This is a genomic window from Paenibacillus sp. NPDC101420 (assembly GCF_050277435.1).
Taxonomy (GTDB): Bacteria; Bacillota; Bacilli; order Paenibacillales; family Paenibacillaceae; genus Paenibacillus_AQ.
This window is the reverse complement of sequence record NZ_JBNNSE010000003.1, coordinates 62,997-88,873: the sequence shown is the minus strand read 5'-3', so window position 1 is coordinate 88,873 and position 25,877 is coordinate 62,997. Positions and strand designations below refer to the sequence as shown.

Sequence of the window (25,877 nt, the reverse complement as noted above, 5' to 3'; positions counted from 1 at the left end):
CTCTCTCCCTTAACTAACTTGTCTATGATTGTTTACGAGCACTAAAGCCTGATTAGGTGCAAGCAGTAAGCTGTCTAACTTCTGACCTACGATGCTCGCCGTTAAGGAACTATCCAGCGTCACGGTCATTGGGCACCGCCCAGGTACCGCAGCCTTCAAATCAACTTGGCAGGAGGTATCAGCGCTCAAGTTAAAGCAGCAGAGCAGCGTCTGTTCGCCATGCATATACCCGTACAGAACTGTACCTTCCGGTGATTGAGCCACGAAAAAGTTTTCTGGCTTCACTAGCTGAGGCCAATCTTTCTTGAATTCACTCAGCTCCGTCAGCAGCGGCAGCATCGGTGCAGGATTAGTCCAATTGATTTGCATGACGTTAAAAAAAGCGCGGGAAATCTCCTCTCCGTTCGTGTTGTCGCCAAGACCACAGTTGAGGGGCTGCTCCTCATTCATTTCATATCCAGTCGTCACGTATGGAATTGCATTCGGAAGAAATTGATTAAATACCGCAATCATCCGAGCCACCTCAACTCCGCCACGGCTCGTGATCCGAGGCGTATCTGCTGTTTCTGCACAGGCGAACACATGAATGTTTAACTCAGGCAGCTCCTCTAAGAATGAAACGAGATTGTCCTTATTGATTTGCGTCATGACATTCCATCCGCTGCCAAGCATAATGTTGTAGCCGGTGCTCGCCGCCTTCTTGTGATTACGATTGAACAAATCTTCGCTGATCAAGATTGCATTCGGATTCAACTCTTTAATCGTGTCAAAAATACTAGTCAACAGCGGAATAGGAAGTACATGTCCGATATCGATGCGGAAGCCATCAATCCCATACTTTTCGAGATTAAACCGTACGGCCTCCTCCAGCACATCCCACAGCTCCAGATTCGGCTCCTCACCCGGGTAGTCATTGCATTTAATCGTATCAAAAAGAACATATGGTGCCTGATCCGAACTTATAAGATGTCTCACTTGCGGAGAAAAGTCCTTGTAGAGGCGCAAGAACGTAATGTCTGTCCAAATCGGCTGTACATCGTTAATCCAATCCGAATGTGCGGGAGCAGTCGTTATCCCCATCTCTTGCTCCACCAAAGTTAATAGCTCATCTCCAGTTTTAGCAGCCTTCTCTTTTAACTGCTGCCAAAGGATTGGATGAAGTTCATTGGGCGGCGGCGAGAACTTCCGCAGAAATGCTGCGGTTTCCTGGCTGTGGTAGACCGTCTCCAATTTGTCAGGCGTACACTCCTCAAAGAATCCAAGCTCAGGAATCGATGGCGGTGCAAAGCCTTCTAATTCCTGCATTTTGATCCAATACATCCATTCGGGATGTTCGGTAATGAACAAACTGTTTTTCGCCGTTACACGGGGAATGAAATCAACAACAGTCTTAATATCAAGCAAATGACAAGCTTCTACCAAAGCGCTGAGCTCATCGTGGATCGTAAACTCCTCCATACCATCCAGCAGGCTGTCGTGTAGGTTCTGATCCAAGTGGAATAACGATTGCACAGCGTAAGGTGACCCGATATCTCCTTTCAGATTCAACTTGCTGTACTGGTTCACTGGAAGCATATACAGAATATTGATGCCCATTTTCTTTAACAGCGGCAGAAGAATAAAGAATCTTAAAAAAGTACCGGATTCAATTGTTCCATCATGGTTGTAATCCCAAGCCGTCGAATAACGAATTAATGAAGAATAGATCGCGCTGTCGTCTAAATTCGTGCGTTCCTTGAGCGAATATCTCCACGAAAGCTTGTCTACATACTTCAAATGCTCTGTCAAAAAATCATACGGATGTACACAAATTTCACCGTCTTTTTCGAAAAGAACACACTCATATTTGCACTCATTCCACACAGCAGGAATCCAAATTGGCGCGACGTCTTTATCTTTGTGTGTAGACAAGTAATCCTGAACAAGTCTAAATTTGCTTTCTTTGCTCATTAACAGATCCACCTCTCATTGATTGCAGTTCTACGTTTAGGGAACAAAAACCGTCTTTACGGTGTCACTCCCAACCACCTTCAAAGAGTTCAATTCATAGCCGATCAACTCGTTTATTGCTGCCTCGTGCTGATTGAGCTTAACTTTTCTGGTCACCAATTTCTCCAGTTCAGGTGTCTCAGCGGCAAACCGCAAAGCTTCCTCGAACATGTAGCGGTATTCGCCTGCTGCGATAATTTTGATTGCATGCTGTACGAATCTGGTAGGGGAAAAGGTGTACCGATACTTCGCATTAATTCCAAAAGGAACGATGCGCCCTCCACGCTCAATCCATTCCTCCGCTACTTCGAGCTGAGTGCCCACCGTATCGATAATCACATCAAACTTATGTCCCGCGCAGATTTCATCTACGGTAGCTTGATTTAATTGGGATGGTGTTAGAGCAAAATCCGAGATTTCTCTGGCAAATGCCAACCGATAGGGATTAATTTCCGTCGCTACCGTGAGCGCAGCTTTTGATTTACTCACCATTTGACTTAACAGCCCCATTGGACCCGATCCAAGAATGAGCACCTTATCGTCAGCCGTGACATTAGCTTCTTTGAAATTGTGCAGCACACAGGCAAGCGGCTCGATTAATACCCCCGTCTCCCAGCTCATATGATCAGGTAAAAGGTGTGCAAACGTTTGTACAGTTGAGAAAAAAAAAGTGAATGTCCCATTTCGATTCAAACCAGCAATAGGCATCCCATTTCCATCGGAGCCTATACATAAGTGCGGCTGTTCTTTCAAGCAAAAATAACATTCATTGCAGCTTTGATTCGGATCGATAACTACTCGGTCCCCCACCTTAACACGGTCAACATTACTGCCAATTTCAATTACGGTCCCCACAGCCTCATGACCACGAATGATTCCTGGAACTCCTTCCTCTTTACCGGTTATGACCGCTAGATCTGTTCCACAAATGCCTGTCATCTCAATCCGAATCTTAACTTCATCCGGGGTTACAATCTGTGGCTCTTCCCATTCGCAGAGCTCTAGCTTATCATTGGATGTCCACACCAGCGCTTCCATACGCATTCTTCCTTTCACTTTTCCTATTATCCATTTTCCACCAGAATATATCATACCTCCCATGTAAAAGTAAGGTGAATATTGTCGTAAAATGTTATTGTTTACATTTTTATAAAACTCTCAGATGAATAAACGCTTTAAATAAAAAAAACACCTCCCCCGTAAATCAGGAAAGGTGTACCTTTGCTAAGCCTATTTTGCAGGCTCCTGTTTAAAAATGATTTTAAAGATAGGATAAAATATCAAGAATGAAATTGTACTATTGATAATCATTGTAATAATATCCGCTGTTGTCTCCCCCATTGAACCCATTCCCCATGTGTTAATTAATAAGTTATAGATAGGAGCCTTGTAAAATCCTTGCGCCGCGGCAGCACCAACGGTTATAAGAATATACGCTAATACATACCAGAAAGCAGCCTTCCAAACGTTACTGTTTGATTTAAATGTAATGCTTCTCTGTGCGAAAAAGTTAATGATCTGTGCAATGCCGAGCGTGATTTGAACGGCAAGAAAATAGCCAAGTCCTCCTCCACCTCCTGATGTAAGAGAACCAGCCGCATAATCGAATATATAATAAGCACTTCCATCAAAGTTATGTCCCAACTGAAAAACTTGAAAGCTTGTAGATAGTAATGATGTCTGTGCAAATATGAGTTTAAATAAAGGCATTAGAACAAATTGTAATACCGTCATTCCAGCACTCAGTATAAAAAACACTATGAATTGTGCAATATTCGGATGTTGTCCCTTGAATTTATTCCAAACACCCTTCATTCCTGTGTTTTTCTCGATATTTACTTCGCTCATACTCTTCTATTTCTCCTTTGAAGCCTAGAAAAAGGAGATACCGTGGTATCCCCTTTTCCTCGCTTGCTATTTTCCTATCGGTTTATCCATTTCAACACCTTCAAGATTTGCTTTCGACTAATTTTCCCGCCAGTAAAACGGTCGATTTGACGAAAAGGCATATTCAGAACAAAGTAGACATTATTCGCTAGCAGAGGTTTATTGACTACTTCAAAAAACTTGTTAAAGAAAAGGACAATATGATAGATTGTTTTTCCAAGTGCGTTCTTATATTTGGCTTGAGCAATGGTGTCGTTTAACCCCAAGTCCTGCTTTGGATCCCAATAAGGAGAAGGAGGTTCATAACCCAAGAGCCCCTTATATTCCGCTGCCGTTACTTCATGAACATGTCCGCTAAAATAATGCGGGAATTGCTCCTTTGTATGTTCACAAGAAACGGAATCGCCCGTAAGCATAACACGTTCCTGCAAAAGAATAGACTGGATCGAACTTCCGATTTGAATGTCGTAAGCGCCAGGCTCGACCGCCCAATCGTGAATCGTCGGATTATAATACGAAAAATCACGTTCCTCCAGAATCATTGTGACACGTTTGCTTTCGCCCGGCTCTAAGCTCACCTTTTCAAAACCTTTTAATTCTCGTTTGGCTCTAAATATCGATGAATCTTGTTTCTGGATGTAGAGCTGCGCAACCTCTTCCCCTGCGACTGCCCCTGTATTGGTGATGGTAAATGAAACCTGATGCTGGTTAACCGTTAAATCCGTATATGCAAAGGTCGTATAGGACAGCCCATAACCAAACGGAAATAACACAGGTTTATTCACGGTATCAAAATAACGGTAACCGATAAAAATGCCTTCGATATGCTCTGCGGTTGCCTCCTTACCTGGATAATAAGGAGCAGAAGAGACATCACTATACTTGATCGGGAATGTCTCGCTGAGCTTACCACTTGGGTTGTACTCTCCAAGTAAAACACTCTTTAACGCTTCAGCACTTCCTTGTCCAGATAAATAGGTATGAACGATAGCTTTGACATTCTTTATAAACGGCATTTCAATGGCACCACCGCCAGCGAGAATCACCACAATATTGGAATTGACTTCTGTTAATGAACGAAGCAGTTCGAGCTGGTTATCACGTAAGCTAAGGTTTACGCGGTCAACACCTTCGGCTTCGCTGCCTTCGTCCAGCCCCAAGAACAGCAAAATGGTATCTGCTTTCTGAGCTAACATAACAGCTTCCTTTAGTAGACGGTCATTTTTCCCACCCATTCGCTTGAAGCCTTTCTCATATCCCACAATCGATAAGCCAGATTGACCGAGCACATCGCAGGCATTGGATAGCTTGGCAGGATTAATAAGCGAGCTTCCAGCACCCTGGTAGCGAGGATTACTGGCGAAATCACCAATAATCGCAACTTTATTGCCGTGTTTAAGCGGTAATATCTTATCGTCATTTTTTAATAACACAATCGAACGTTTGGCAGCTTCTATCGCTTTATTGTGGTGCTCCTCATAATCGATACGCGATGTATCTTGATCATGCAGCTGGGTAGTAAAGACTAACTCAAGCAGACGATCGACAGCGTCATTCAGCACTTCTTCGTCTAGCTCATTGTTTTTAATGGCTTGCACGATTTCTTGATCCGTAATTCCATTGGTTGAAGGCATCTCCAATTGATTGCCTGCTTTCAATCCTGCAGCACGGTCATTATTCCCGCCCCAATCCGTAACGACTACGCCATTAAAATCCCATTCACCGTACAGAATATCCTGTAACAAATCGTTATTTTCATTGGCGAACGTGCCGTTGACTTTGTTGTAAGAGGTCATGATGGTTTTCGGTTGACCCTTCTCAACTACACGTCTAAATCCTTCTAAATACAATTCTCTTAACGAGCGTTCATCCACGACTTCGTCAATCGTCATTCGCATATGTTCTTGGCTATTGACCGCAAAGTGTTTAGGACATGCAGAAATGCCGTTCACCTGAATGCCTTTGACCATCTCACTCGCTAATTCTCCCGTTAAATAAGGGTCCTCGGAAAAATACTCAAAATTTCGTCCGCATAACGGATTCCGCTTGATGTTCAATCCAGGACCAAGCAACACACTCACTTTTTCGCTAGCTGCTTCTTTTCCAATCGTTTGACCAACCTCATAGATCAATTGTCTGTCCCAGCTATTAGCCAAGGTTGCCGCCGTCGGAAAACAAGTGGCAGGCAGACTTTTATTTAAGCCTAAGTGGTCTGCCTTTCCGCCTTGCTTCCTCAAACCATGCGGTCCATCTGTCAGCATAATGCTGGGAATCTTCACCCGGTCGATTGCTTTTGTATTCCAAAAGTTTGCGCCAGACATTAAAGATGCCTTTTCTTCTACGGTCATACTTTCGATTAATGCTCTATACTTCAATCTCTTCACCCCGCATGCTTACGCCTATTTTTCGAATAAGTAGGTTTGCAGGATCGTGTACAACACATGCTGAACACTTGTGCGAACCCCGTTTGTGATTCCTGCAGGATCCTTCTTGTATGCTTGTTTTAATAATTTCTCGTTTTTACTTGGTGTCATAATATCAAGCATGAGGTCATTGCCAGCTACAACCGCATCCGGCGCTTTCATAAACCCAAAGACTGCATCGCTGGAAACAAATCCATCAAAGCCCCATTCCTTACGCAGAACATCATTTAACAAGACGGAATTCGCTCCTGCCCACTTTGTCCCGATGATCGAAAAGCTGGACATTGCGCCTAGAGGGCTGCTTTCTTTAACCGTAATCTCAAACGGCTTCAAGTAGATTTCGCGAATCGCTTGCTCGTTGGCCCAGATCAGATTTCCTGAACGAGCATTGGTTTCTTGATCGTTCAGCGCGAAGTGCTTCATAAAGGCAATAATGCCTTGGTCTTCTGCGCCGTTTATCATAGATGCCGCCATTTTTCCTGAAAGCACAGGATCTTCTGAGAAGTATTCAAAGTTACGGCCGCCTTGTGCTGTACGGTGAATATTCATCCCCGGTGCATACCAGCCTTGAATGCCATACGCACGCGCTTCTTTACCGACCGCTTCTCCCATTTGATAGGCTAGATCATTGTTCCATGTTGCTGCAATGACGATTTCAGACGGATATGACGCGGCTTCGATTGGCTTAAAGAAGTAACTAAATCCAGCCGGTCCGTCCATCAACAACGTTTTAGGAACACCCAAACGCTCTACTGCCATCGTTCTATAAGCGCCGTTTGCTACATAATCAATCATTTCGTCCAATGTAAACTGATCCATGAATTCATTCCATTTCGGATCATCAAAGGCTAAACCTTTCAAATCCTCCAGTACTAAGCCATTATTAGCGCCAACCGTTGGCATTTCCATCGTTGAAGCTTCCGGCTCTTTTGAGAATGCGTCGACCACATTTTGCGGTGCTTTATGACTAATATTTTCAACCGAAGGATAAGTCTTCTCCCAATCGTTCCGGGACAAATACGTAACTTCACCTTTTGCTAATTCAAAGCGATTCTCGTAAGGCGTTCCGGTATCCTTATCTTGTTTGAAAACCTTCTTGTCAGCCAACTCAAGGTCATAGCTTGCCACGATATCATGGACATTGCGAGCCACTTTAATTGAATAGGTGCCCTGGTCTAGTACATACGCTTCTTCTACGTTCATATCATAAGAAGCCATCTCTTCGGTAGCGAACGAAAGGGTAAGCACCTCGGATTGACCTGCTTCCAGCAGAGACGTCTTTGCATAAGTGGCCAGTTCGATCGCCGATTTTTCAATGCCGCCTGCAATATACGGAGCTGAATAATAAACTTGAACAACATCTTTCCCGGCTCTGTCGCCAACATTTTTCACTTCGACTTGTAGTTCAATCTTGTCTTCCGACAATGACTGATTCAGAACCTTCCACTCGAAATCCGTGTAGCTTAATCCATGTCCGTAAGAATATAACACGGTATCTCGATAGCCTGCTTCATCATTTAAAAAGAAGGTTTCATAGAAACGGTATCCTACATAAATACCTTCTTGATAATTGAGGAATGAATACTTCAAATTATCGTATTTATAGTCTCCAAAGTTCTCACTTGCTGGAGCCGATGAATTGTCATACACGTACGTATCCGTGATACGGCCTGATGGATTAATATTTCCTGCAAGAATATTTCCTAATGCGTTGGCACCATAAGGCCCAGGTGTTCCTATCCACAAGACAGATTTAATAGATTTAAATTCATTTACGAAACCAAGCTCTAAGGCATTCCCCGCATTTACAACGATAGTGACATTTTCAAAGGACTGTGCAACCTTTTCAATCAAAGCGCGTTTATTAGCTGTCAATTTCAACTGCTCAGCGGTCGCATCACTAGCTTCTGTACTCTCACTAGCAATGACAATAATTGCATTTCCCGAATAGGATTTCGCTTGTGCTATGGCTTCGTCCGATAAATAATCGATTTTAGGTTCATCGCTAGAGTTTCCACCTAACATGCCTTTTACAACTTGAATGACTCCGGTACTCGCCTTGCTGCCCACTCCTGCTTTTGCACCAACCTCTTGATACAAGTCATGAAGCTCGGTATTGTATGAAATACCTGCATTTTCTAGACCTTTAAATAAATTAACCGCACGGGAAGTATCCCCCGCACCCGATCCTCCACCGCCATAACGTAGCTCTAATGCAGCTAATCCGAAGACGTTAACCTTTTTATCTTTCAAAGGCAGCTGTTTATCATCATTCTTCAATAGAACAATGCCTTCATTCGCAATTTCTTCAGCTATTTTCCCGCCCTGTTCACGTGCTGCAAGCGCCTCAGGGGAATCGGTTACGGCTGTAATGTGTTTTCCTGTCAGCGCATCGATGATGCTAGAAGCGGTTGCACCGAATTGTACGAACAACAATATGACAACAAGCGCTACGATCGACCAGCCGGTGAAACGTCTTGGTCTATTTTTAATTTTCTTGTAGCGTTTAGCTTCTTTTTTCATCGCTCTACGATCTTTGCGACTTAGAGCTTTCAACTCCATTTTTGTTTGTTGCTTTTGCTCTTTTCTTAATTGTTTGTCCTGTTCAATCGCTGCTGTTCGTTCTGCTTCCGGTAGCGCTTTAATTTCTTGCTTTCGCGCTCGCAGCTTAGCTTTATCTTCCTTCACCTTTTGCACGATTTCACTTTTTTTAACGCGTTTAGTATTAAAATTGTCCACCACGGCGACCCCCTCCGGTATCGTCTTTCTTTTTCACAATCATAATATAGCGCTTACATTTTAACTATCAGGATCTTGTCGAAAAAAAAGCTAAATATTGCGTTCATTCGATTTATCAAGAAATCGAGTGAGCAATATTTAGCATTAATCGTTGGTTTTTTCTAAGTCGATCATAACAATCCCAAATAGCGGAACTTCGAACTCAAGTGTATGATTTCCCTTTATTTTCAGTTGTTCTACGCTTCTCGAAGGTCGATTAATTGCATTCCAATACGCAATATCTTCGAAAGACAACTTTTTGCATTTCCTTAAATCAGCAAGGTCTAATCGCTGATCTACTTGCTCAGTAGTTAATCGTTGCTTGATCAATCGGTATGTCCCTTCAAGGTTTGTAAGTTCCATCTTTATAAAAACATAGGGACTTTTTGCCTTATGCCAAGCTAATTCTAGTTTTTCCTTATTTTCATTGATAAACAGATGTTGCTCTTCTTCTGGATAAACAGTTAAAATGCGGTAATTATCTTGCTGTTTTGTCACGATACATGAGTTGTTTTTGAACACAATCTCATCAAACAAGCGACTCACAAACTCTGTCGCATACCAATTGTCCTTGTAACGACCATCCGGTGTAAGTAATGAAAGCTTACTTGCCAGCTCATCTGGAAAATACTCAAACAGCTTCGCTGAATCGAGTGATAATGGAGGGAAATAGTGACCTGCAATTTCGTTTTGATTCATTAGGTTTATATATTGCCAAATGCTTGCATTTGCTTGCGCTAGATCCGAATAGGCGTGTAGATAATCATCCTGATCGTAAATCAGCATTCGATCCAAAATACGGTTCTGATCTTGTATGTTTGTATTCTCACCAATGACCCGAATGTAGTCTTCATCAAATAGATAATTAAGCGCAGTTTCAAGTGGAATCTTGCGCATACGGGTCCAGTCATCAATGCAATAAACGGCATTATGGCAGATTATATCAAGCAACACCGCATCTTCTGGCGGGATGGGAAAATGAATGACCACGTTCTTATAGTTTTTAAAAATTGAAATGGCATTCACTAGTGACAGACGCAATTGCCTGCTATTTTTCATTTCATAGAAGCAGCGGAACTCGTACATCCAATCCTGACTTGTCATATAATTTTGCTGCAGATGGAGATTCAATTCAGTCATTACCGTTTGAAACCATTCATTGTTATGAAATCCCCGCTCCTCCCAATCATCCAAATCTATAGATTGAAATTGAAGGTAGGGAATCATGCCAACAGACACGATCTGCTGCAATATTCGATCCAACTCACTAAATGAACAGACCAGCTTCCCTTCGCTCAACCGTATATCCACTTTTTTAAAAATACGATTGACCGCTACCCACTTCACCCCTAGACGCTGACGCACTTCGAGCAAACGGCTATCCATAAGTTTACCTTTTATTTTAAGAACATGATTCACCTTTGAGTACTGGCCGATCGTTTTATGCAAATCTAATTGAACCTCGATGCGATTGGGGGCAATAGATGGGCCAGCCGGTAATTCACCTAACGGCACATACGGCGATAGTAAGGCTAATACATCTTGGGACAGCTCCGCGTCGACACGATTCTGCTCCGCTCTTATTTGACGCTGTTCACGAAATTCAGCAGGTGAAAGCTCATACCTTATTTTAAATGCCTCGTTAAATGAGCGTACATTGGGAAAGCCGTTAGCTAAAGCAATCGTGACAATCTTCTCGTTCGTATTTTCCAGCATACGTAAGCTATGAAACAATCGCACTTCTTTGATGTAATTTCCGATTGAAATCCCTAGCTGATTTTTAAAGGAATGTGCCAGGTAGTATTTGCTACTATAAGACTTTTCAGCAATCTCATCCAGGCTGAGTTTGTCCGCATAATTAACATTGATATATGATACAATTTCTTTTACCTTATCCGAAGCAGTATGCACTTGCTTCTTTTCATCTTCTGGCCCAAGATATCGGTACAGCAATCCGATTAAACGTTTCGAATACCCTTCGATGATATAATCAGAACCGGCTCCCGGATATATCCTTTCGACGTACAAGTACGCCATACAATTCTTCACAAGCTCATATCCATCTTTTTTGTACACCATCGATAGTGGAATGTTAAGCTTAAATGCCGGAAACTCCTCTTGATACTCATTGGTTAGAAACTTTACCGAGAGCGTCGCATTCTCTTCACTGCCAATTACACGGACAATATCACCTTTATTAAAAACGAAAATATCGCCTGTCCGAATCAAAATATCCGAACCATTTCGCATAATTTCCAAATAACCAGAAAGAACAAACCATGCCGTTAACTCCGTCATAAGTAGAAAATCCACTTCCTCAATCGTTTCGATTGCGGCTAGTACGATTTGATCTGATCCATTTTTCTTCTTATTCAAAATCAACAATCTCCTCTTCCAACATGAAAAAATATGTTACTGTTACTGAGTACCTGACCATTTGCTCATAATTATTGATTATAAACGATTGCTCTCTGAAATCTAAAAAAATAGGACGGTGCATCATATGGTATTCGCATTTCTGTTTATATTCGATATGTACGCGGCAAGTAACTATTACATCGCAAGAAAAATTTTCAAATGGTTACAACATGTATTTTCAAATATTAATGGGATTATATACGGAGTCATCTACAGCTTGTGTGCGGTAACAATCATTATTAATTTACTATTGTCCTCTTCAGCTATGACGACCGATTCAAGTATTGTTAATTTTATTGGTCAATTCGGGGACTATTGGATGGGGATCTACTTCTATTTGTTCTTGCTGTTACTCCTTTCCGATGTAATCTTACTTATTAGTAAATGGATCAAAATCATCCCCTCCCCTGCGCCAAAACGTGTTATTTTTCATACAAGGTCAGTAGTATTAATTCTAGTCATAGGGTTGGTGTCCTATGGGATTTATAATGCGAATCAGATAAAAGAAGTTACTTATCCGATCCAAATACATAAAAGCACGTCGTTAGATCATTTAAATATTGTTCTGATCAGCGACTTACATTTAGGCTACGTAAATGATGTAAAGTTTATTGAAGACGTTGTTGATCGTATTAATAACATGCAGCCAGATATTGTGTTGATGTCAGGAGATATATTTAATGGTAACTACTATGCGCTCTCTAATCCTTCCAAAGGAATAGAGTTATTAAATACTATTCAGTCCACCTATGGGGTTTATGCTTGTTTAGGTAACCATGATGCAGGACGATCATACGATGAGATTGTGAACTTTATAGATAAGAGTAATATTAAACTTCTAAATGATGAGCATGTCGTTATTGATAATCAATTCGTTGTAGTTGGCAGGAGAGATTCATCACCGATTGGTGATCAAGGAAATGCTAGAGCAGTTACTTCTGAAGTGATGGGTAACATTGATACAACTATGCCCGTTATCGTAATGGATCATCAACCAACGAATATGATTGAATACGGAGATGACGTCGATTTGATACTTAGCGGACATACGCATCAAGGACAAGTATTTCCTGCAAATCTAATCACCAATGCTATGTTCACAGTAGATTACGGGCACTATCAGAAAAATCAGAACAGCCCTAACGTCATCGTCACATCTGGTGCAGGGACTTGGGGACCGCCATTACGCATTGGAACGAACAGTGAGATAGCACTAATTAAAGTTGATTTTAAATAGAATGATTTATAAAAAAAAGCGGTCAGCCTTTGGACGAGAATTACCGCCCTAGACTGCCGCTTTTTATAGTTTTACCTAAGGTTGGTGCGGAGAATATCCGTTATCTTGAAATTTGTCTCTCTACATCATACAACGGTTTTTACCCATATCCTCCTGTAGCATAGTCTAGCGATTATAAATACCTTCTTTTATACATCAAGGTAATTTGGCCTGCTATGTATTCCGCACTATATTGGCTGCCATCCTTAATCCACCACATAATAATCCCTAATAGTGATGCTGCAATAATATCAAGGGAGACAACCTCCTTAGTGGAATCTATATTTCTCACGTTTCTTCGCTTTTCGATCGTATTTTTTAATAGGTTGGTTAATTGGTTTTTGAAACCTTTGTGCTCTACCAATACAGCAAAGATTTGCCGGTATTCATAAAAATAACTTAAAAATGTGACCAACTGCTCCTGCTCGATACTGCTCTTCACTTGTAATAACGGTTCAACCTTCATGGACAGGTCATCAAAGATTTCATGTACGATCTGGCGCAATAAATCGTTAATATCCTCATAATGCAAATAAAACGTTGCACGATTCAGCTCAGCACGGTTGGCGATTTTTTGGACAGTCAATTGAGAAATCTCCACATTCTCGGCCAATAATGAAAAAACAGCATTTTTCAGCATCTTTTTTGAGCGAATGGCTCGTGGATCAACTCTTTTATGTTCGGACATTTCATCCCTCTATTATCGTTTATATAGTATTTCATCAACTAATTTACCCATTCTGTCGATTAGTCGACATTTTCAATAAAATTGCAAATAGGAATACCGTTTAAATGCTGATATGATTTATTTTATCGACACTATGTCGAAAAAGCAATGAAGAGAGGCCTGCACCATGCAAGAAGATATTAAGAAAATAAATAAAGGAATCCTACTAACCATTCTAATTTTTGGTTGTTTCTTATCTACACTCAATCAGACGCTTTTAAATGTCGCCTTAAGTAGTCTGATGGATGTATTTGATGTCACGGCAACAACTGTACAATGGATTTCAACAGGTTTTATGCTGGTCAACGGGATTTTGATTCCGATTACAGCCTATTTAATGAAACGTTTTACAACACGTCAATTATTTCTAAGTGCCATGTCATTTTTATTAATTGGCTCAATCATTTGTGCAGCAGCGCCGAGCTTTAGTCTACTCTTAGTCGGACGGATGATCCAAGCTGCAGGTGCCGGTATTATAATGCCGCTCATGATGAGCGTTGTGCTCGCTATTTTCCCTGTTGAAAAACGCGGCAGTGCTATGGGACTGCTTGGACTGGCGATGATATTTGCTCCTGCTATTGGGCCGACGCTTGCGGGATTTATTGTTGAATATCACTCTTGGCGCTGGTTATTTATCGGCCTCATTCCACTCGTCATCATTGTTATAGCGTTGGCATTCAAGTATTTAGTGAATGTATCCGAGACGTCTAAGTCTAAGCTTGATGTAGTAAGTGTTCTTTTATCGACCGTTGGATTTGGCTTAATTTTATACGGCTTCAGTAGTGCAGGCAGTAAAGGCTGGGACGATGTAATAGTAATTCTGACCTTAGGGATCGGGATCGCTGTTACGGCCGTATTCTGTCTTCGACAAATCAAGTCTGATGATCCACTGCTGAACCTGTCTGTCTTCAAAAATAAAGTTTTTACGATGACTTCTCTGATTAACGTATTAATCACGATGATGATGTACGCAGATATGATTTTATTGCCTATTTATCTGCAGAATGGCCGTGGTTTTACAGCATTTGATGCAGGACTACTATTGCTGCCAGGGGCGCTCGTAAATGCGTTCATGTCACCCGTCACCGGTAAATTATACGACCGTTTTGGTGCTAAACCACTGTTCATTATTGGTTTACTGTTTATTATTCCATCTATGTGGGCGGTAACTGATCTATCTGAATCTACAACGTATATGTATCTAATGATTCGTACCATTGGCCTGCGAATTGGATTAAGCTTCATCACTATGCCACTCAATACGGCTGGACTAAATGCACTGCCCAAACAACTCGGCACGCATGGTACAGCTGTGAACAATACCGTTCGCCAAATTGCCGGAGCCATCGGTACTGCTGTCGTAATTACGATTTATACAGTACAGGCAACAAGTCATGCGGCCACAGTGATGCAGAGCAACCCCTCTACTACTCCTGAGATCCTTAAATCCCTTGCATCCATTCTTGGGGCAAGTGATGCCTATTACTTTATGATGATTTTATCCGTCGCCGCGTTTGTTATAACATTATTTATGCCGATGAAGAGCAAGATCATGGTTGAAAAGAAAGCAAACCTAGTTAACAAGGAATAACCTTATAACGTGGAATGTAAAAAGGACAGCGATCAGCTGTCCTTTTACATTATTAATAGCTATTCCCGGCTCACCGGCTTACTCTTGTTTATATTTTTCTTTCAGTATGCTGGAGCCAATTCCCCCGATAACCATTAAAATCAAAGAACCGAAGTTCCAAAAGAATGACCCGCCATTCAAGGTAATCTCTAGTGCCATTACTTTGTTCAGAAAGAGAACACAGAGTTTAATCACTAATAGCACAATGCCTGCTATTACGAAGACATCAAATACAAACTTTAATTTCGGGTGAGCCAATTTCTTGCCTTCTTCTATCACCTTTTTGGTCAACTCCTCGTCACTCCTTAGTAACTCATCGATAGTTACCCCAAAAAGATCGCTTATTTTAATAATGATTTCAATGCTTGGGTAGTTTAGACCATTCTCCCATTTCGAAACCGACTGTCGGCTTACAAACAGCTTCTCGGCCAGTTCTTCTTGTGACCAACTTTTTTTATTTCTTTCCGCTTTTAACTTCTCCCCAAAGATCATAGCAGCAACTACCTTTCTGCAATTCATAAGCCTATATTGGATTAATCGTATGCAGAAGTAAAGAACGCTTTAGTTGCAGCCCCGCAACCCCAAGTTGCAGTTAACACTAGGCTTACCGCTAGTTGATGTTGACCTCACTCAAGCTTGATTACTTCTCCCCTTTTTACTTCTAATCGAATACAAGATAAATAATAAAATAAACCATAACGGAGTACACAATAAAGCCGGGCGTGTTTCTCCAGCGAACAGCATGATGATCAGTATTCCAGCGAACAAGGTTAAGACAATATAATTGATAGCCGGTGTGAACGGTGCTTTGAATTTGGATTTCGCCTGTAAGTCTGGCCGGGTTCTCTTATACTTAATATGACAGATAAGAACAATGCCCCACACCCATATAAAACAAATGGCGCTAATCGTTGTCACGATTCCAAAAGCCTGCTCCGGAATAAGTTTACTCAAAAGAGCACCCACAGATATAACAATTGTAGAAATGAATAACGAGTTACCTGGTACATGGTTTTTATTCAGTTTGCCCAAACGAGGTGACGCCTGGTTATTTCTACTCAAATTATAGAGAATTCGGCTGGTCGAGAACATCCCACTATTACAAGCGGAAGCGGCTGAAGTTAATACGACAAAATTAATAATCCCTGCGGCAATTGGAATCCCTACTAAAGTAAAGGTTTTTACAAAAGGACTCTCTGCCGGACTGAGCTCCGTCCAAGGGTTAATGCATAGCAGGACGAAAAGCGCACCAACATAGAAGAATAGAATCCGTAAAGGAATTTTATTAATCGCCGATGGGATATTTTTCTCCGGATCCGCTGTTTCCGCTGCCGACACCCCGACCAATTCCACACCCACGTAAGCAAATACAACCATTTGAAAAGAAAATAAGAAGCCTGATATGCCGTTCGGAAAAAAGCCCCCATGCTCCCATAGGTTTCGTATCGTCACCGATCCTGCATCCGTCTTAAACCCAATGATCAGTAAAATGACCCCAAGACCAATCAAGGCAAGAATCGTAATTACCTTAATTAAAGCAAACCAAAACTCGAGTTCCCCAAAGCTCTTTACAGTTAATAGATTAAGTCCTAATAACACGACTAGACAGGCGATGGCAGGAACCCACTGCGGGATATCAAACCAGTACTGTACATATACGCCAACAGCAATGACATCAGCCATAGCCGTCATGATCCAGCAAAACCAATAGGTCCAACCGGTAATGAATGCAAACCGTGATCCAAGGTAGTCTTCAGCAATATCCGTAAACGATTGATAGCCCACTTTAGATAATAGGAGTTCTCCCAGTGCTCTCATCACAAAAAACACAGCAATACCTACGATTAAATACGTGATCATAATGGATGGGCCTGCCTTCTCTATCGCCTTGCCTGATCCCAAGAATAATCCTGTACCAATGGTGCCGCCAATAGCAATAAGCTGAACATGCCGATTAGCCAGCTCTCTCTTTAATTCTGGTTGTGCCATACCTAGTTCCCCCTTGTGAGTACAATAAATTGGAATAAAAAAAAGAGAGATTGGATGTCATCCAATCTCCCAGATCGTAAGAATATCAAATAATATTCGCCCTGCTGATAGCGATCAGCATGACAAATACATATTCAGTACTCTTCTGTCCTTTTGCCTGAGATTGTGAACCCTTCGGCGCCGCGGAATCTCCGCAGTCTCTCCAGAAGCTGCTCCAGCTAAAGTGTAATCCTTAGCCATCATAGCTCGTGAATTATGAAGTTGATAAAGCGGTAACGCAGTAAAGCTGTTCTGATATTCTAACATATTACTTGTGATGTGAGTGTTAATCAGTGATAAAAGTCTCAAGAATTTAAAGTTAGCCTCATGAACATACTACTTTTTGAAAAGCAAAAAACTAAAGGAGTATGCTGATGAAAGCCGCTGTAGTAAAGAAATTCAAAGAAAAGTTAGAACTACAAGACGTACCTAAACCAAAACCCGGACACAAAGAAATCCTTGTCCATATTCAGGCGTGCGGAGTGTGTCATACTGATTTGCATGCTGCTCATGGCGATTGGCCCGTCAAACCGAAACTCCCTCTTATTCCCGGACATGAAGGCGTTGGGATTATTGAAGAAATAGGTGAAGGAGTTACACACTTAAAGATAGGAGACCGAGTAGGAATTCCGTGGTTGTACTCAGCCTGCGGTCATTGTGAGTATTGTCTTACAGGAAGAGAGACTCTTTGTCTGGATCAGCAAAATTCCGGATATTCCGTAGATGGTGGATATGCAGAATATTGTGTGGCAGCTGCCGATTATGTAGTGAAGGTTCCTGATAATTTAAGCTTCATCGAAGCTGCACCTTTATTTTGTGCTGGCGTTACGACCTATAAAGCTTTGAAAGTATCGGGTGTAAAGCCAGGTGAGTGGGTAGCCATTTTCGGCGTCGGAGGATTGGGTCATCTTGGCGTACAATATGCAAAAGTGATGGGAATGAACGTAGTGGCCATCGACACGTCGGATGAAAAGATGGAGCTTGCCAAACAACTTGGTGCAGACAAAACCGTAAACGCATTAAAAGAAGATGCCGCAGAGTGGATTCAAAAAGAAATCGGTGGAGTGCATGGTGTCGTTTGTACGGCGGTTGCGAAAAAAGCATTCGACCAAGCCTACCGGGCCATTCGTCGCGGCGGAACCTGCGTCATGGTTGGACTGCCTCCTGAATCCATGGATGTCCCGATCTTTGATACGGTATTAAACGGTACAAAGGTAGTCGGTTCGATTGTCGGCACTCGCAAAGATTTACAAGAAACATTACAATTCGCTGCAGAAGGAAAAATAAAAACCATTATTGAGACACGTAAACTAGAAGATATTAATGAGATCTACGATCTTATGTTAGAAGGCAAAATCAATGGTCGAATCGTCCTTGATATGACGAAATGACCAATAATAAAAAGTATGCTACCGTAATATGATACGGTTCCCCTTAACGGTTATATCGGCGAAAATAGAAAGGAGCATGATGCGACATGCTCCTTTTGCATGCATAGAAGACACAACGTCCCCACTGAATTTGCTCCCTGCTTTTTTTAACGCCTATAATAATAGGATTCCCTTAGATTTTGCGTTGAATCATCATCGCCTCGTATTCTCCTGATCAAAAAACTTTTGATTATTTTACTTTAGACGAAGAAGCTATTTTTACTCTCAATTTTGCAAGGTTCTCCCCATCAAATCCCTTCACAATTAACCAGACTGCCAAGCTCATCTCGTAAACGCCCACAGGCAGCGCCATCAATCCTTTTATCGCCGAATAGGGCTCGATAATTCCAAACATTTGCAGCAAACCAGCTATTAATACCATAACCGCTGTAACCATTCCGAAAATAGCTAGCGGTTTAGGGACATAGCCTGTTCGATATAGCATATAACTATACAGACTAGTGTTTATGCCCAACATGAAATTTGGACCCAACATAGCCGTCCAGCGATAAATCGCCTGCAACACCAGACCTATGGGCTCAAAATTGATTTTACTTGCCAAATTATTTGTATCATAATACGAACTAAGTTGTAACAAACCCAATATACTTACGAGACCAATCGCAATAAAAACAGCCTCCATAAATCGGAAACAAAGATACCCTAATGCAAGATGCTCATTCCAATGCCGAACATAGGGAAACAGCATGACTGCTGTACCAACAGCCGTTACTATAAGCGAGAGGTCATTTAATACACCGATTAAAACCTTCGTTTCCAATCCATTTGCCACGGCCATCTGCCATTGTTCTGACAAAACTGGCCCATACAAAACAACCGCTATAATTGACGTCACTGCAGCAAAGATATAAAAAATCCCCAGTATCCTAGCATTCCTTCGGTCTCTCATCATCTTTTTTGCCTCCTAAGACAATAAATTCATTTCTGATGGACGTGTGGTACACTTCCTGCAAATATTTGATATAAGGAGCTATTATGGACCATAACGAAGTCATCGAACGTGCTTTGATCCATATTGAGGGTCATTTACAACAGTCCTTAACCGTAGAATCCGTTGCCAATACCTTCAACATGTCTAAATACTATTTTCATCGGCTATTTTCCGCTATGATGGACTGTTCGTTAAACCAATACATCCTATTCAGAAGATTAAATGCATCTTTAACTTTAATTCAAAACAAAAACAGGTCTCTAACCGATATTGCTTACCAGCTCAACTTCGGTACGCAAGCCTCATTCACTCGTGCTTTCAAACGACATTACGGATTAGCTCCGAGTTCTTTAAAAACAGGAATTGCAACGATTGCTCCGGTCCCCATACCTACAGTGGTGAAAAGATCCATAAAAAACATTAACGGTGATATCGTCACGGATTTCACCCTGGCTGAGTTCAAGGAGACCCGAATCAGTGGAATCGCCTTTGAAGTGAATTTAGCCAATGATGATTACAAGAAGAAGATTCGCGCACATTCAGAAATGCTGTTGAGTCATATTGATGAAACCATAAATGGCCCCTATTATGTCATTTATTCAAACTGTCAACCCGATTCAACTCTGTTTAAGGTTCTATTTGGGATCCCTAGCAGCATTGAAATTGATAAACCTTATTATTTTACGGTAGATGTGCCGCAGATTTTTTGTGCCAGGTTCAACTATTGTGGTGAACTACTTGACATTGGGAATGTATTGAAAAGCGACTATGCCAGATTTCTAAAGATCTCCAAGCAGGAACCGGCAGAAACTGATATTGAACTCATACAAGCTTTTGATGACGTCCACCATCTGAATTCGGCCTACCACATCTATGCACCTATTAAAAAAATCCCTACCGATACTAATTTGTAATATCGCGTCTCGCCTGTCATTCTGTCTGCTCCTTTCTTTTCTCGATTTTGATTATTCCTTCTCTGCAATTAAAATAACATAACGAGTTTCGCTCGACTTTCCACATCTTGCTGTAATTAGGGACAAAAAAAAGCATCTCTCTCGAGATGCACAATGTTCGACTATAAGGTTGTTTAATTGAATAAATATGACAATTAATTGAGAATAATACATTGAACTCCTTGTTAACTGGCAGGAGAAATCAACGCATCAGCGATTTAATGATACGGTTCTCCTTCACGCCATAACTTCAAAAATTTCGCCGCTACTTATGATACGGTTCACCGCGATGGCTGAAGCGGCATGTTTTTGAAACTGCCGTAGAATTCTTAAGTGTTACAAACACCTTTTGTGGCTCCTCTTTCATGGAGTTTCCATGCATCAACTCTTCATGGATCGTTTCCATGAAGAGTTCAATACATAGGATTCGTTGTATAGATGTGTCCAATTTATACTAATGAATGTGGTACATAAAGTTCTTCTAAACTGGTAATTTCTTCAGGTGTCAATTTAACCGACAACGCCGAAACGGCATCTTCGAGATGGCTGGTCTTGGTCGAACCGATAATTGGGGCGGTGATCTCTTCTTTTTGCAGCAACCATGCAAGAGCAACTTGTGCGCGTGGAATTCCTTGGTTAGCAGCGACTTCCGCAACTCTCTCTGCTACTTTACGATCAGCTTCTTCCGTTTTAATAAACAACTCTTTAGCTATCTGGTCATTCTCGGATCGTGAGGTCTGTTCATTCCAATCCCTAGTTAACCGGCCTGCAGCCAAAGGCAGGTAAGGAGTGACGCCAACTCCCTCGTCTCTGCAAAGGGGGAGCATTTCTCTTTCTTCTTCCCGGTAGAGCAGGTTTAATCTATTCTCCATAGAGACGAACCGTGTCCAACCGTTGCGATCTGCAACATGCTGAGCTTTCGCAAACTGCCATGCCAGCATGGAAGATGCTCCGAGGTATCTGACCTTGCCCGCCTTAACTAAATCGTGAAGAGCCTCCATCGTCTCTTCAATCGGCGTATTTGGATCCCACCGATGGATCTGGTACACATCGACGTAGTCTGTTCCGAGTCGTCTTAGACTGTTATCAATTTCGGTCATGATGGCCCTGCGGGAAAGTCCCATAGCATTCGGACCTTTGCGCATCGGAACAAATACCTTTGTAGCTATGACGACTTCGTCACGATGAGCGAAGTCCTTTAAGGCACGCCCGAGGATTTCTTCGCTTGTTCCGTCGGAATACATGTTGGCAGTACTGAAAAAGTTGATGCCCAATTCGAGTGCCCTCTTAATAATCAGTCTGCTTTGCTCCTCATCCAGAGACCATGGAGTATTGCCGCGTTCAGGTACGCCGAAACTCATGGTTCCAAGGCTTAACTTCGAAACCTCTAACCCGCTGCGTCCAAGCTTCACATATTCCATTTAATAACACACTCCTTATATATTTGTAGGGGAAGGCGTTACGCCTTTAGGTTTCGTGGATCTCTCGGTGATACGTCGCTCGTGATTACATTACCAAGGTAGCTGACGTCTCTCGTTTGAAAATGTGCCCGTCGGACCGTCCTCGTCGAGGAGCGCAAGGCGCACGGGATGTTTGAAGGCCGTTTCCTTTGTTGACCCCAGTGACCAAGGCGACGGGTTTATGCATTTCCCCTCTCCTTCCTTGCATCATCTGCAGACCCATTAAATACCTTTTCCAGTTGATGTATCAACCTTAAGATAATACCACTCCCTTAAGTTGACATATCAACCTATGAATACATAGTAACACCTTGTGGTTGATGCGTCAACCATGATATTATATTCGTATGGATATAAACGAACTTAACGAAGATGAAATGCGGATATGGAATATGTGGAAAGGCTCCTTTAAACGAATCTTCGGTCGCGTTGTAAAAGAAATGTCTGAACACACAGGACTCTCAGAGGGTGATTTTGGAGTATTAGACCGGCTAGTCCAATTTGGCAATGGTAAGCTTCGCCAACAGGAATTAGCTGACTCGATGGACTGGGATAAGAGCCGACTATCACATCATCTAACGCGGATGGAAAAACGAGGTCTAGTTCTGAGGAAACCTCTAGACACAGATCGCGGTGTTCAAGTCATCATTACTTCCGCCGGAAGGTCAGCCTTAGACGAAGCCCTTCCCATAGTCTCAAAGGCAATACGCAAGCATTTTCTAGATCTATTAACCGATCAAGACATTGAGTCGATTACTACACTGGCGGAAAGAACAACAACATCCTGATTGCTGTTTTTGATGTAAGGAACCGGCCCCTTCCGCCAAAATAGCGGAGGGGGCATTTTCTTTCTTATCGGGCAGAGGGAAGATTCTCCGCAGGCACCCTTGTCATATGTTCCCCTTCCCGATCCGCCACGTGCTTGAACCCCGTTCTGACTATAATCCAAGTTTTTATCACTAAGACCCACCAACCCAAAATGAAAGAAACTTGCCCCTACTTATGATACGGTTCACCGTAACATCTACTTAACCTCACACAATTACAAGGTAATTTCTCAACCCATTATGCTTTTATTAATAAATGAAACTCACATCCTTCAATATTCTCTTTCAGAACTATTCGAAATTCAATACAATAAAAGCGCAATCAAGAAATTTATTAGAAATGAAGTCAGAAAGTTTGTCCATATGCAAAATTCTGCTGAAGCCAACTAATCGCCAAACAAGAAATCAACGCCCCAGCATTATTTCACTGGAGCGTTGATTTAACCAAAAATAGTATGCATTAAAATTTGGCCCTACTTATGATACGGTTCCCTGCGCTGTCTGTAACGGCAAGTTTGAAGTCCATCCTTTACTGCCCGTCAATGTCTACTTCTAAACCGTTTAATCGCATCCTCGGTCACCGGCTCGAAGAGGTTAAGAAGATTGCCATCGGGATCGCGGAACAGCATAGAACGGTTCCCCCACGGCATCATGGTCGGTTCCTTTACCCAATCATCAACAAATGGCTTCAAGCGCATATATTCAGCTTCAATATCGTCGATGCGGAACTCAATAATGACAGTGCGATTATTGGCCCCCACTGCGGAACCGGCGCCGAATAGCTGCGTCGTCTGGGAGTGGCCGATTGCAAGGGTGCATGATGGCAGAACGAGTTCGGCAAATACGGGCGCAGGTCGCTCTGCCGAAACCCCCATGACTTTCTCATAGAACTCGACGAGACGATCCACGTCGTCAGTAATGATACGTACAGAAGCGAAATTCACAAGATATCATCCTTCCTAATAATAGGTCTGGCTGTGTCCCACAGCCGTTGTAAAACATACTTTTTACTATCTATCTCCTTTACATTTACATGTCCAATTATAAAAAAACGCTACTGACAACGTTATGTCAGTAGCGTTTTAGAATTCTTTGGGCTTCCTCACGAATCCAATTTCGGAATGATTCGGGTTCCAACACGATAACGCCCGCTCCCCAGCCAAGCACATTAAAAACAAGCAAGGTTGGAATGCAACTGTTGTGATGCAAAAAGAAGTCGCTTTTATGACAGTGTAGAAATTAATACAGAACCTACAAACCGCGTGGCATCAAACGCTGTAAATCTACACACATCTTCAGGAATTTTCTATGGTTCCTATAAAGGATATAATGTTAGAAAGTAACGAGACTATGTCAAGAAGAATGGTAAGAAATTGTTGGAACGATATCAACAGTTCTACTCTGAACCAGTCACCCCTAAAGATCAATAATTTGTTGTAGACATTTGCTTAACTATCCTCGTTAAAGAGTCCTATTCAAAAATAGAGCCAGACATTCTCCCAAAGAGGATGGCCCGACTCTATATCTGTTAAGATGTGTTTCTATTACCAAAGTTTCAACTTCACCTCATGCAACCTTGTATTAGGATAGCCGATGAATCGACCATACTATATTCGTACTGAAACCAAGGGTTAGACCGTCAGCTTCGTAATATAATCCAACTTCATCACCTGCTTGCAGCTCTACATCACCGGATAGCGTCACCGTCGCACTACTTAGTACGGTCCTTATAGTTAAAATTAACGCCATATTGACGTCCAAGATAGGCATATAACCTTTTATTAAATCAGTGCTGCCATTCTTCTTTACGGTAAAAAATGGATCAATGCCACTTCCTAAGCTTATACTAACTGGAACGTTAGTCTTATAGTTAACAGTTGCATGTATAGCATACTTGCCAGTGGCCGGTGCCGTAAATATCCCTGTAGCAGGATTAAATGCAGGGTTTGCGTAATAAGGGGACGCCTCACTCCAATTCGTAAATATCGTGCCACTAGCGATTGAGTATGTCGTACCCGTAACAGAAAATCCTTCCGAGGTAAAAGAAGTCCCCGCTGGCCCCGGATCTCCTTGTGCTCCCGCCGGTCCTGCTGGGCCTTGCGCTCCCGCTGGCCCCGGATCTCCTTGTGGTCCCGCCGGTCCTGATGGGCCTTGTGCTCCCGCTGGCCCTGGATCTCCTTGTGCTCCCGCCGGTCCTGCTGGGCCTTGTGCTCCCGCTGGCCCCGGATCTCCTTGTGCTCCCGCCGGTCCTGATGGGCCTTGTGCTCCCGCTGGCCCCAGATCTCCTTGTGCTCCCGCCGGTCCTGATGGGCCTTGTGCTCCCGCTGGCCCTGGATCTCCTTGTGATCCCGCCGGTCCTGATGGGCCTTGTGCTCCCGCTGGCCCCGGATCTCCTTGTGCTCCCGCCGGTCCTGCTGGGCCTTGTGCTCCCGCTGACCCTGAACCTCCTTGTGATCCCGCCGGTCCTGATGGGCCTTGTGCTCCCGCTGGCCCAGTCGCTCCGGTATCGCCTTTATCACCCTTGACTCCACTGCCTTTAGAATTCTGCGATTCTTGGTCACCCGATGGCTGAGTACTGATGGTGATGGTTTTCATGGTGGAATTCCATACTACTTTTGCACCGAATAATTCGGCAATAAAACGTACCGGTACCATAACCCGGTTCTGAATGATCTTAGCAGGTTGATCGAGCGTGACCTTCTCCTCTACATCACCGACTTTAATGCTGGCGGTCGGGTCGCCTATAATCAGCGTACCCGATGCATCTCCTTTAAAAACCGCTATTGTTTGTGTAGAACTGTTCCAGTTAAGAGACACGCCGAGCGAGTCTTCAAGGACCCTCAAAGGCATAAGCGCGGTTCCTTTATGGACAACGGGTTCGACGTCACTCGGGATTACGCTATCATTAACGATAATAGTAATCTCGGCCACTTGGCCGACCGGAGCCGCCTGAGCAACAGGAACCACAAACAACGTCATTACAAGCACAAGTACAATAGATAATTGCAGTCTTTTTATTTTTATCACTTTGCTTTCCCCCATATTTAGTCAATTCGAAGTAGATACCAGCACCTAAATAATTACGAACAGCATTCAATG

18 protein-coding genes and 1 riboswitch are annotated in these 25,877 nt (G+C 42.6%); of the genes, 5 read left to right on the top strand and 13 right to left on the bottom strand.

Translation table 11 applies throughout. From position 1 onward, the window contains the following. Positions 1 to 9 precede the first annotated feature (9 nt). The 6 genes from ACQKMP_RS15680 to ACQKMP_RS15655 form a co-directional block, all read right to left on the bottom strand. Positions 10 to 1,950 (bottom strand): alpha-amylase, encoded by a 1,941-nt coding sequence (locus tag ACQKMP_RS15680; protein ID WP_427469829.1) that lies wholly within the window; start codon positions 1,948 to 1,950, stop codon positions 10 to 12. Between the two features lie 36 nt (positions 1,951 to 1,986). Continuing rightward, positions 1,987 to 3,027 (bottom strand): zinc-dependent alcohol dehydrogenase, encoded by a 1,041-nt coding sequence (locus ACQKMP_RS15675; RefSeq protein ID WP_405175317.1) that lies wholly within the window; start codon positions 3,025 to 3,027, stop codon positions 1,987 to 1,989. A gap of 192 nt (positions 3,028 to 3,219) precedes the next feature. Further along, on the bottom strand, positions 3,220 to 3,837 hold the full coding sequence (locus ACQKMP_RS15670; RefSeq protein ID WP_427469827.1) for a hypothetical protein: 618 nt from the start codon (positions 3,835 to 3,837) through the stop codon (positions 3,220 to 3,222). Positions 3,838 to 3,911: 74 nt separating this feature from the next. Next, positions 3,912 to 6,251 carry a beta-glucosidase family protein gene (locus ACQKMP_RS15665; protein ID WP_427469825.1) on the bottom strand — a complete coding sequence of 780 codons (2,340 nt, stop codon included), beginning with the start codon at positions 6,249 to 6,251 and terminating at the stop codon, positions 3,912 to 3,914. A 24-nt stretch (positions 6,252 to 6,275) separates the two neighbouring features. Beyond that, positions 6,276 to 9,038 (bottom strand): glycoside hydrolase family 3 N-terminal domain-containing protein, encoded by a 2,763-nt coding sequence (locus ACQKMP_RS15660; protein WP_427469824.1) that lies wholly within the window; start codon positions 9,036 to 9,038, stop codon positions 6,276 to 6,278. 144 nt (positions 9,039 to 9,182) lie between these two features. Beyond that, complete coding sequence (locus ACQKMP_RS15655; protein ID WP_427469822.1) at positions 9,183 to 11,453, bottom strand: helix-turn-helix transcriptional regulator; 2,271 nt, start codon at positions 11,451 to 11,453, stop codon at positions 9,183 to 9,185. A gap of 127 nt (positions 11,454 to 11,580) precedes the next feature. Between ACQKMP_RS15655 and ACQKMP_RS15650 the strand changes: the two genes are divergently transcribed. After that, positions 11,581 to 12,732, top strand: coding sequence for a metallophosphoesterase (locus ACQKMP_RS15650; RefSeq protein WP_427469820.1), 1,152 nt, complete (start codon positions 11,581 to 11,583; stop codon positions 12,730 to 12,732). A gap of 172 nt (positions 12,733 to 12,904) precedes the next feature. Here ACQKMP_RS15650 and ACQKMP_RS15645 read toward each other — a convergent pair whose 3' ends face one another. Then, positions 12,905 to 13,459: a TetR-like C-terminal domain-containing protein gene (locus tag ACQKMP_RS15645; RefSeq protein ID WP_339267989.1), complete on the bottom strand. Its 555-nt coding sequence runs from the start codon at positions 13,457 to 13,459 to the stop codon at positions 12,905 to 12,907. Between the two features lie 166 nt (positions 13,460 to 13,625). On the opposite strand from ACQKMP_RS15645, the gene ACQKMP_RS15640 reads away from it, so the two are divergent. Further along, complete coding sequence (locus tag ACQKMP_RS15640; protein ID WP_042193013.1) at positions 13,626 to 15,089, top strand: DHA2 family efflux MFS transporter permease subunit; 1,464 nt, start codon at positions 13,626 to 13,628, stop codon at positions 15,087 to 15,089. A 78-nt stretch (positions 15,090 to 15,167) separates the two neighbouring features. Here ACQKMP_RS15640 and ACQKMP_RS15635 read toward each other — a convergent pair whose 3' ends face one another. Together ACQKMP_RS15635 and ACQKMP_RS15630 are read right to left on the bottom strand one after the other, a co-directional pair. Continuing rightward, entirely contained in the window at positions 15,168 to 15,620 is a 453-nt protein-coding gene (locus ACQKMP_RS15635; protein WP_042193014.1) for a helix-turn-helix domain-containing protein, read from the bottom strand. Positions 15,621 to 15,758: 138 nt separating this feature from the next. Next, positions 15,759 to 17,117 (bottom strand): amino acid permease, encoded by a 1,359-nt coding sequence (locus tag ACQKMP_RS15630; RefSeq protein WP_427469817.1) that lies wholly within the window; start codon positions 17,115 to 17,117, stop codon positions 15,759 to 15,761. 135 nt (positions 17,118 to 17,252) lie between these two features. Then, positions 17,253 to 17,333: riboswitch (glycine riboswitch) on the bottom strand. Between the two features lie 197 nt (positions 17,334 to 17,530). On the opposite strand from ACQKMP_RS15630, the gene adhP reads away from it, so the two are divergent. Beyond that, the gene (adhP, locus tag ACQKMP_RS15625) at positions 17,531 to 18,547 is read left to right on the top strand and encodes an alcohol dehydrogenase AdhP (RefSeq protein WP_042193016.1); all 1,017 of its coding nucleotides are present in this window, start codon (positions 17,531 to 17,533) and stop codon (positions 18,545 to 18,547) included. A gap of 229 nt (positions 18,548 to 18,776) precedes the next feature. On the opposite strand, the gene ACQKMP_RS15620 is transcribed toward adhP, so the two are convergent. After that, a complete protein-coding gene (locus ACQKMP_RS15620; RefSeq protein ID WP_427469814.1) occupies positions 18,777 to 19,499 on the bottom strand; it encodes a DUF4386 domain-containing protein in 723 nt (240 codons plus the stop codon). Positions 19,500 to 19,582: 83 nt separating this feature from the next. Between ACQKMP_RS15620 and ACQKMP_RS15615 the strand changes: the two genes are divergently transcribed. Continuing rightward, positions 19,583 to 20,452 carry a helix-turn-helix transcriptional regulator gene (locus ACQKMP_RS15615; protein WP_427469812.1) on the top strand — a complete coding sequence of 290 codons (870 nt, stop codon included), beginning with the start codon at positions 19,583 to 19,585 and terminating at the stop codon, positions 20,450 to 20,452. 488 nt (positions 20,453 to 20,940) lie between these two features. On the opposite strand, the gene ACQKMP_RS15610 is transcribed toward ACQKMP_RS15615, so the two are convergent. Further along, on the bottom strand, positions 20,941 to 21,912 hold the full coding sequence (locus tag ACQKMP_RS15610) for an aldo/keto reductase (protein WP_427469810.1): 972 nt from the start codon (positions 21,910 to 21,912) through the stop codon (positions 20,941 to 20,943). Positions 21,913 to 22,298: 386 nt separating this feature from the next. On the opposite strand from ACQKMP_RS15610, the gene ACQKMP_RS15605 reads away from it, so the two are divergent. Continuing rightward, positions 22,299 to 22,739, top strand: coding sequence for a MarR family winged helix-turn-helix transcriptional regulator (locus ACQKMP_RS15605; protein ID WP_042193018.1), 441 nt, complete (start codon positions 22,299 to 22,301; stop codon positions 22,737 to 22,739). 578 nt (positions 22,740 to 23,317) lie between these two features. Here the strand turns inward: ACQKMP_RS15605 and ACQKMP_RS15600 are convergent. Both ACQKMP_RS15600 and ACQKMP_RS15595 read right to left on the bottom strand, forming a co-directional pair. Then, positions 23,318 to 23,722 (bottom strand): VOC family protein, encoded by a 405-nt coding sequence (locus tag ACQKMP_RS15600; RefSeq protein WP_339244119.1) that lies wholly within the window; start codon positions 23,720 to 23,722, stop codon positions 23,318 to 23,320. A 637-nt stretch (positions 23,723 to 24,359) separates the two neighbouring features. Continuing rightward, entirely contained in the window at positions 24,360 to 25,805 is a 1,446-nt protein-coding gene (locus tag ACQKMP_RS15595) for a stalk domain-containing protein (protein WP_427469808.1), read from the bottom strand. Between the last annotated feature and the right edge of the window lie 72 nt (positions 25,806 to 25,877).

Coding starts and splice junctions, on each gene's coding strand:
- ACQKMP_RS15680 (WP_427469829.1), bottom strand. CDS start 1,950: ATGAGCAAAGAAAGCAAATTTAGACTTGTTCAGGATTACTTGTCTACA.
- ACQKMP_RS15675 (WP_405175317.1), bottom strand. CDS start 3,027: ATGGAAGCGCTGGTGTGGACATCCAATGATAAGCTAGAGCTCTGCGAA.
- ACQKMP_RS15670 (WP_427469827.1), bottom strand. CDS start 3,837: ATGAGCGAAGTAAATATCGAGAAAAACACAGGAATGAAGGGTGTTTGG.
- ACQKMP_RS15650 (WP_427469820.1), top strand. CDS start 11,581: ATGGTATTCGCATTTCTGTTTATATTCGATATGTACGCGGCAAGTAAC.
- ACQKMP_RS15645 (WP_339267989.1), bottom strand. CDS start 13,459: ATGTCCGAACATAAAAGAGTTGATCCACGAGCCATTCGCTCAAAAAAG.
- ACQKMP_RS15640 (WP_042193013.1), top strand. CDS start 13,626: ATGCAAGAAGATATTAAGAAAATAAATAAAGGAATCCTACTAACCATT.
- ACQKMP_RS15635 (WP_042193014.1), bottom strand. CDS start 15,620: ATGATCTTTGGGGAGAAGTTAAAAGCGGAAAGAAATAAAAAAAGTTGG.
- ACQKMP_RS15630 (WP_427469817.1), bottom strand. CDS start 17,117: ATGGCACAACCAGAATTAAAGAGAGAGCTGGCTAATCGGCATGTTCAG.
- adhP (WP_042193016.1), top strand. CDS start 17,531: ATGAAAGCCGCTGTAGTAAAGAAATTCAAAGAAAAGTTAGAACTACAA.
- ACQKMP_RS15620 (WP_427469814.1), bottom strand. CDS start 19,499: ATGATGAGAGACCGAAGGAATGCTAGGATACTGGGGATTTTTTATATC.
- ACQKMP_RS15615 (WP_427469812.1), top strand. CDS start 19,583: ATGGACCATAACGAAGTCATCGAACGTGCTTTGATCCATATTGAGGGT.
- ACQKMP_RS15610 (WP_427469810.1), bottom strand. CDS start 21,912: ATGGAATATGTGAAGCTTGGACGCAGCGGGTTAGAGGTTTCGAAGTTA.
- ACQKMP_RS15605 (WP_042193018.1), top strand. CDS start 22,299: ATGGATATAAACGAACTTAACGAAGATGAAATGCGGATATGGAATATG.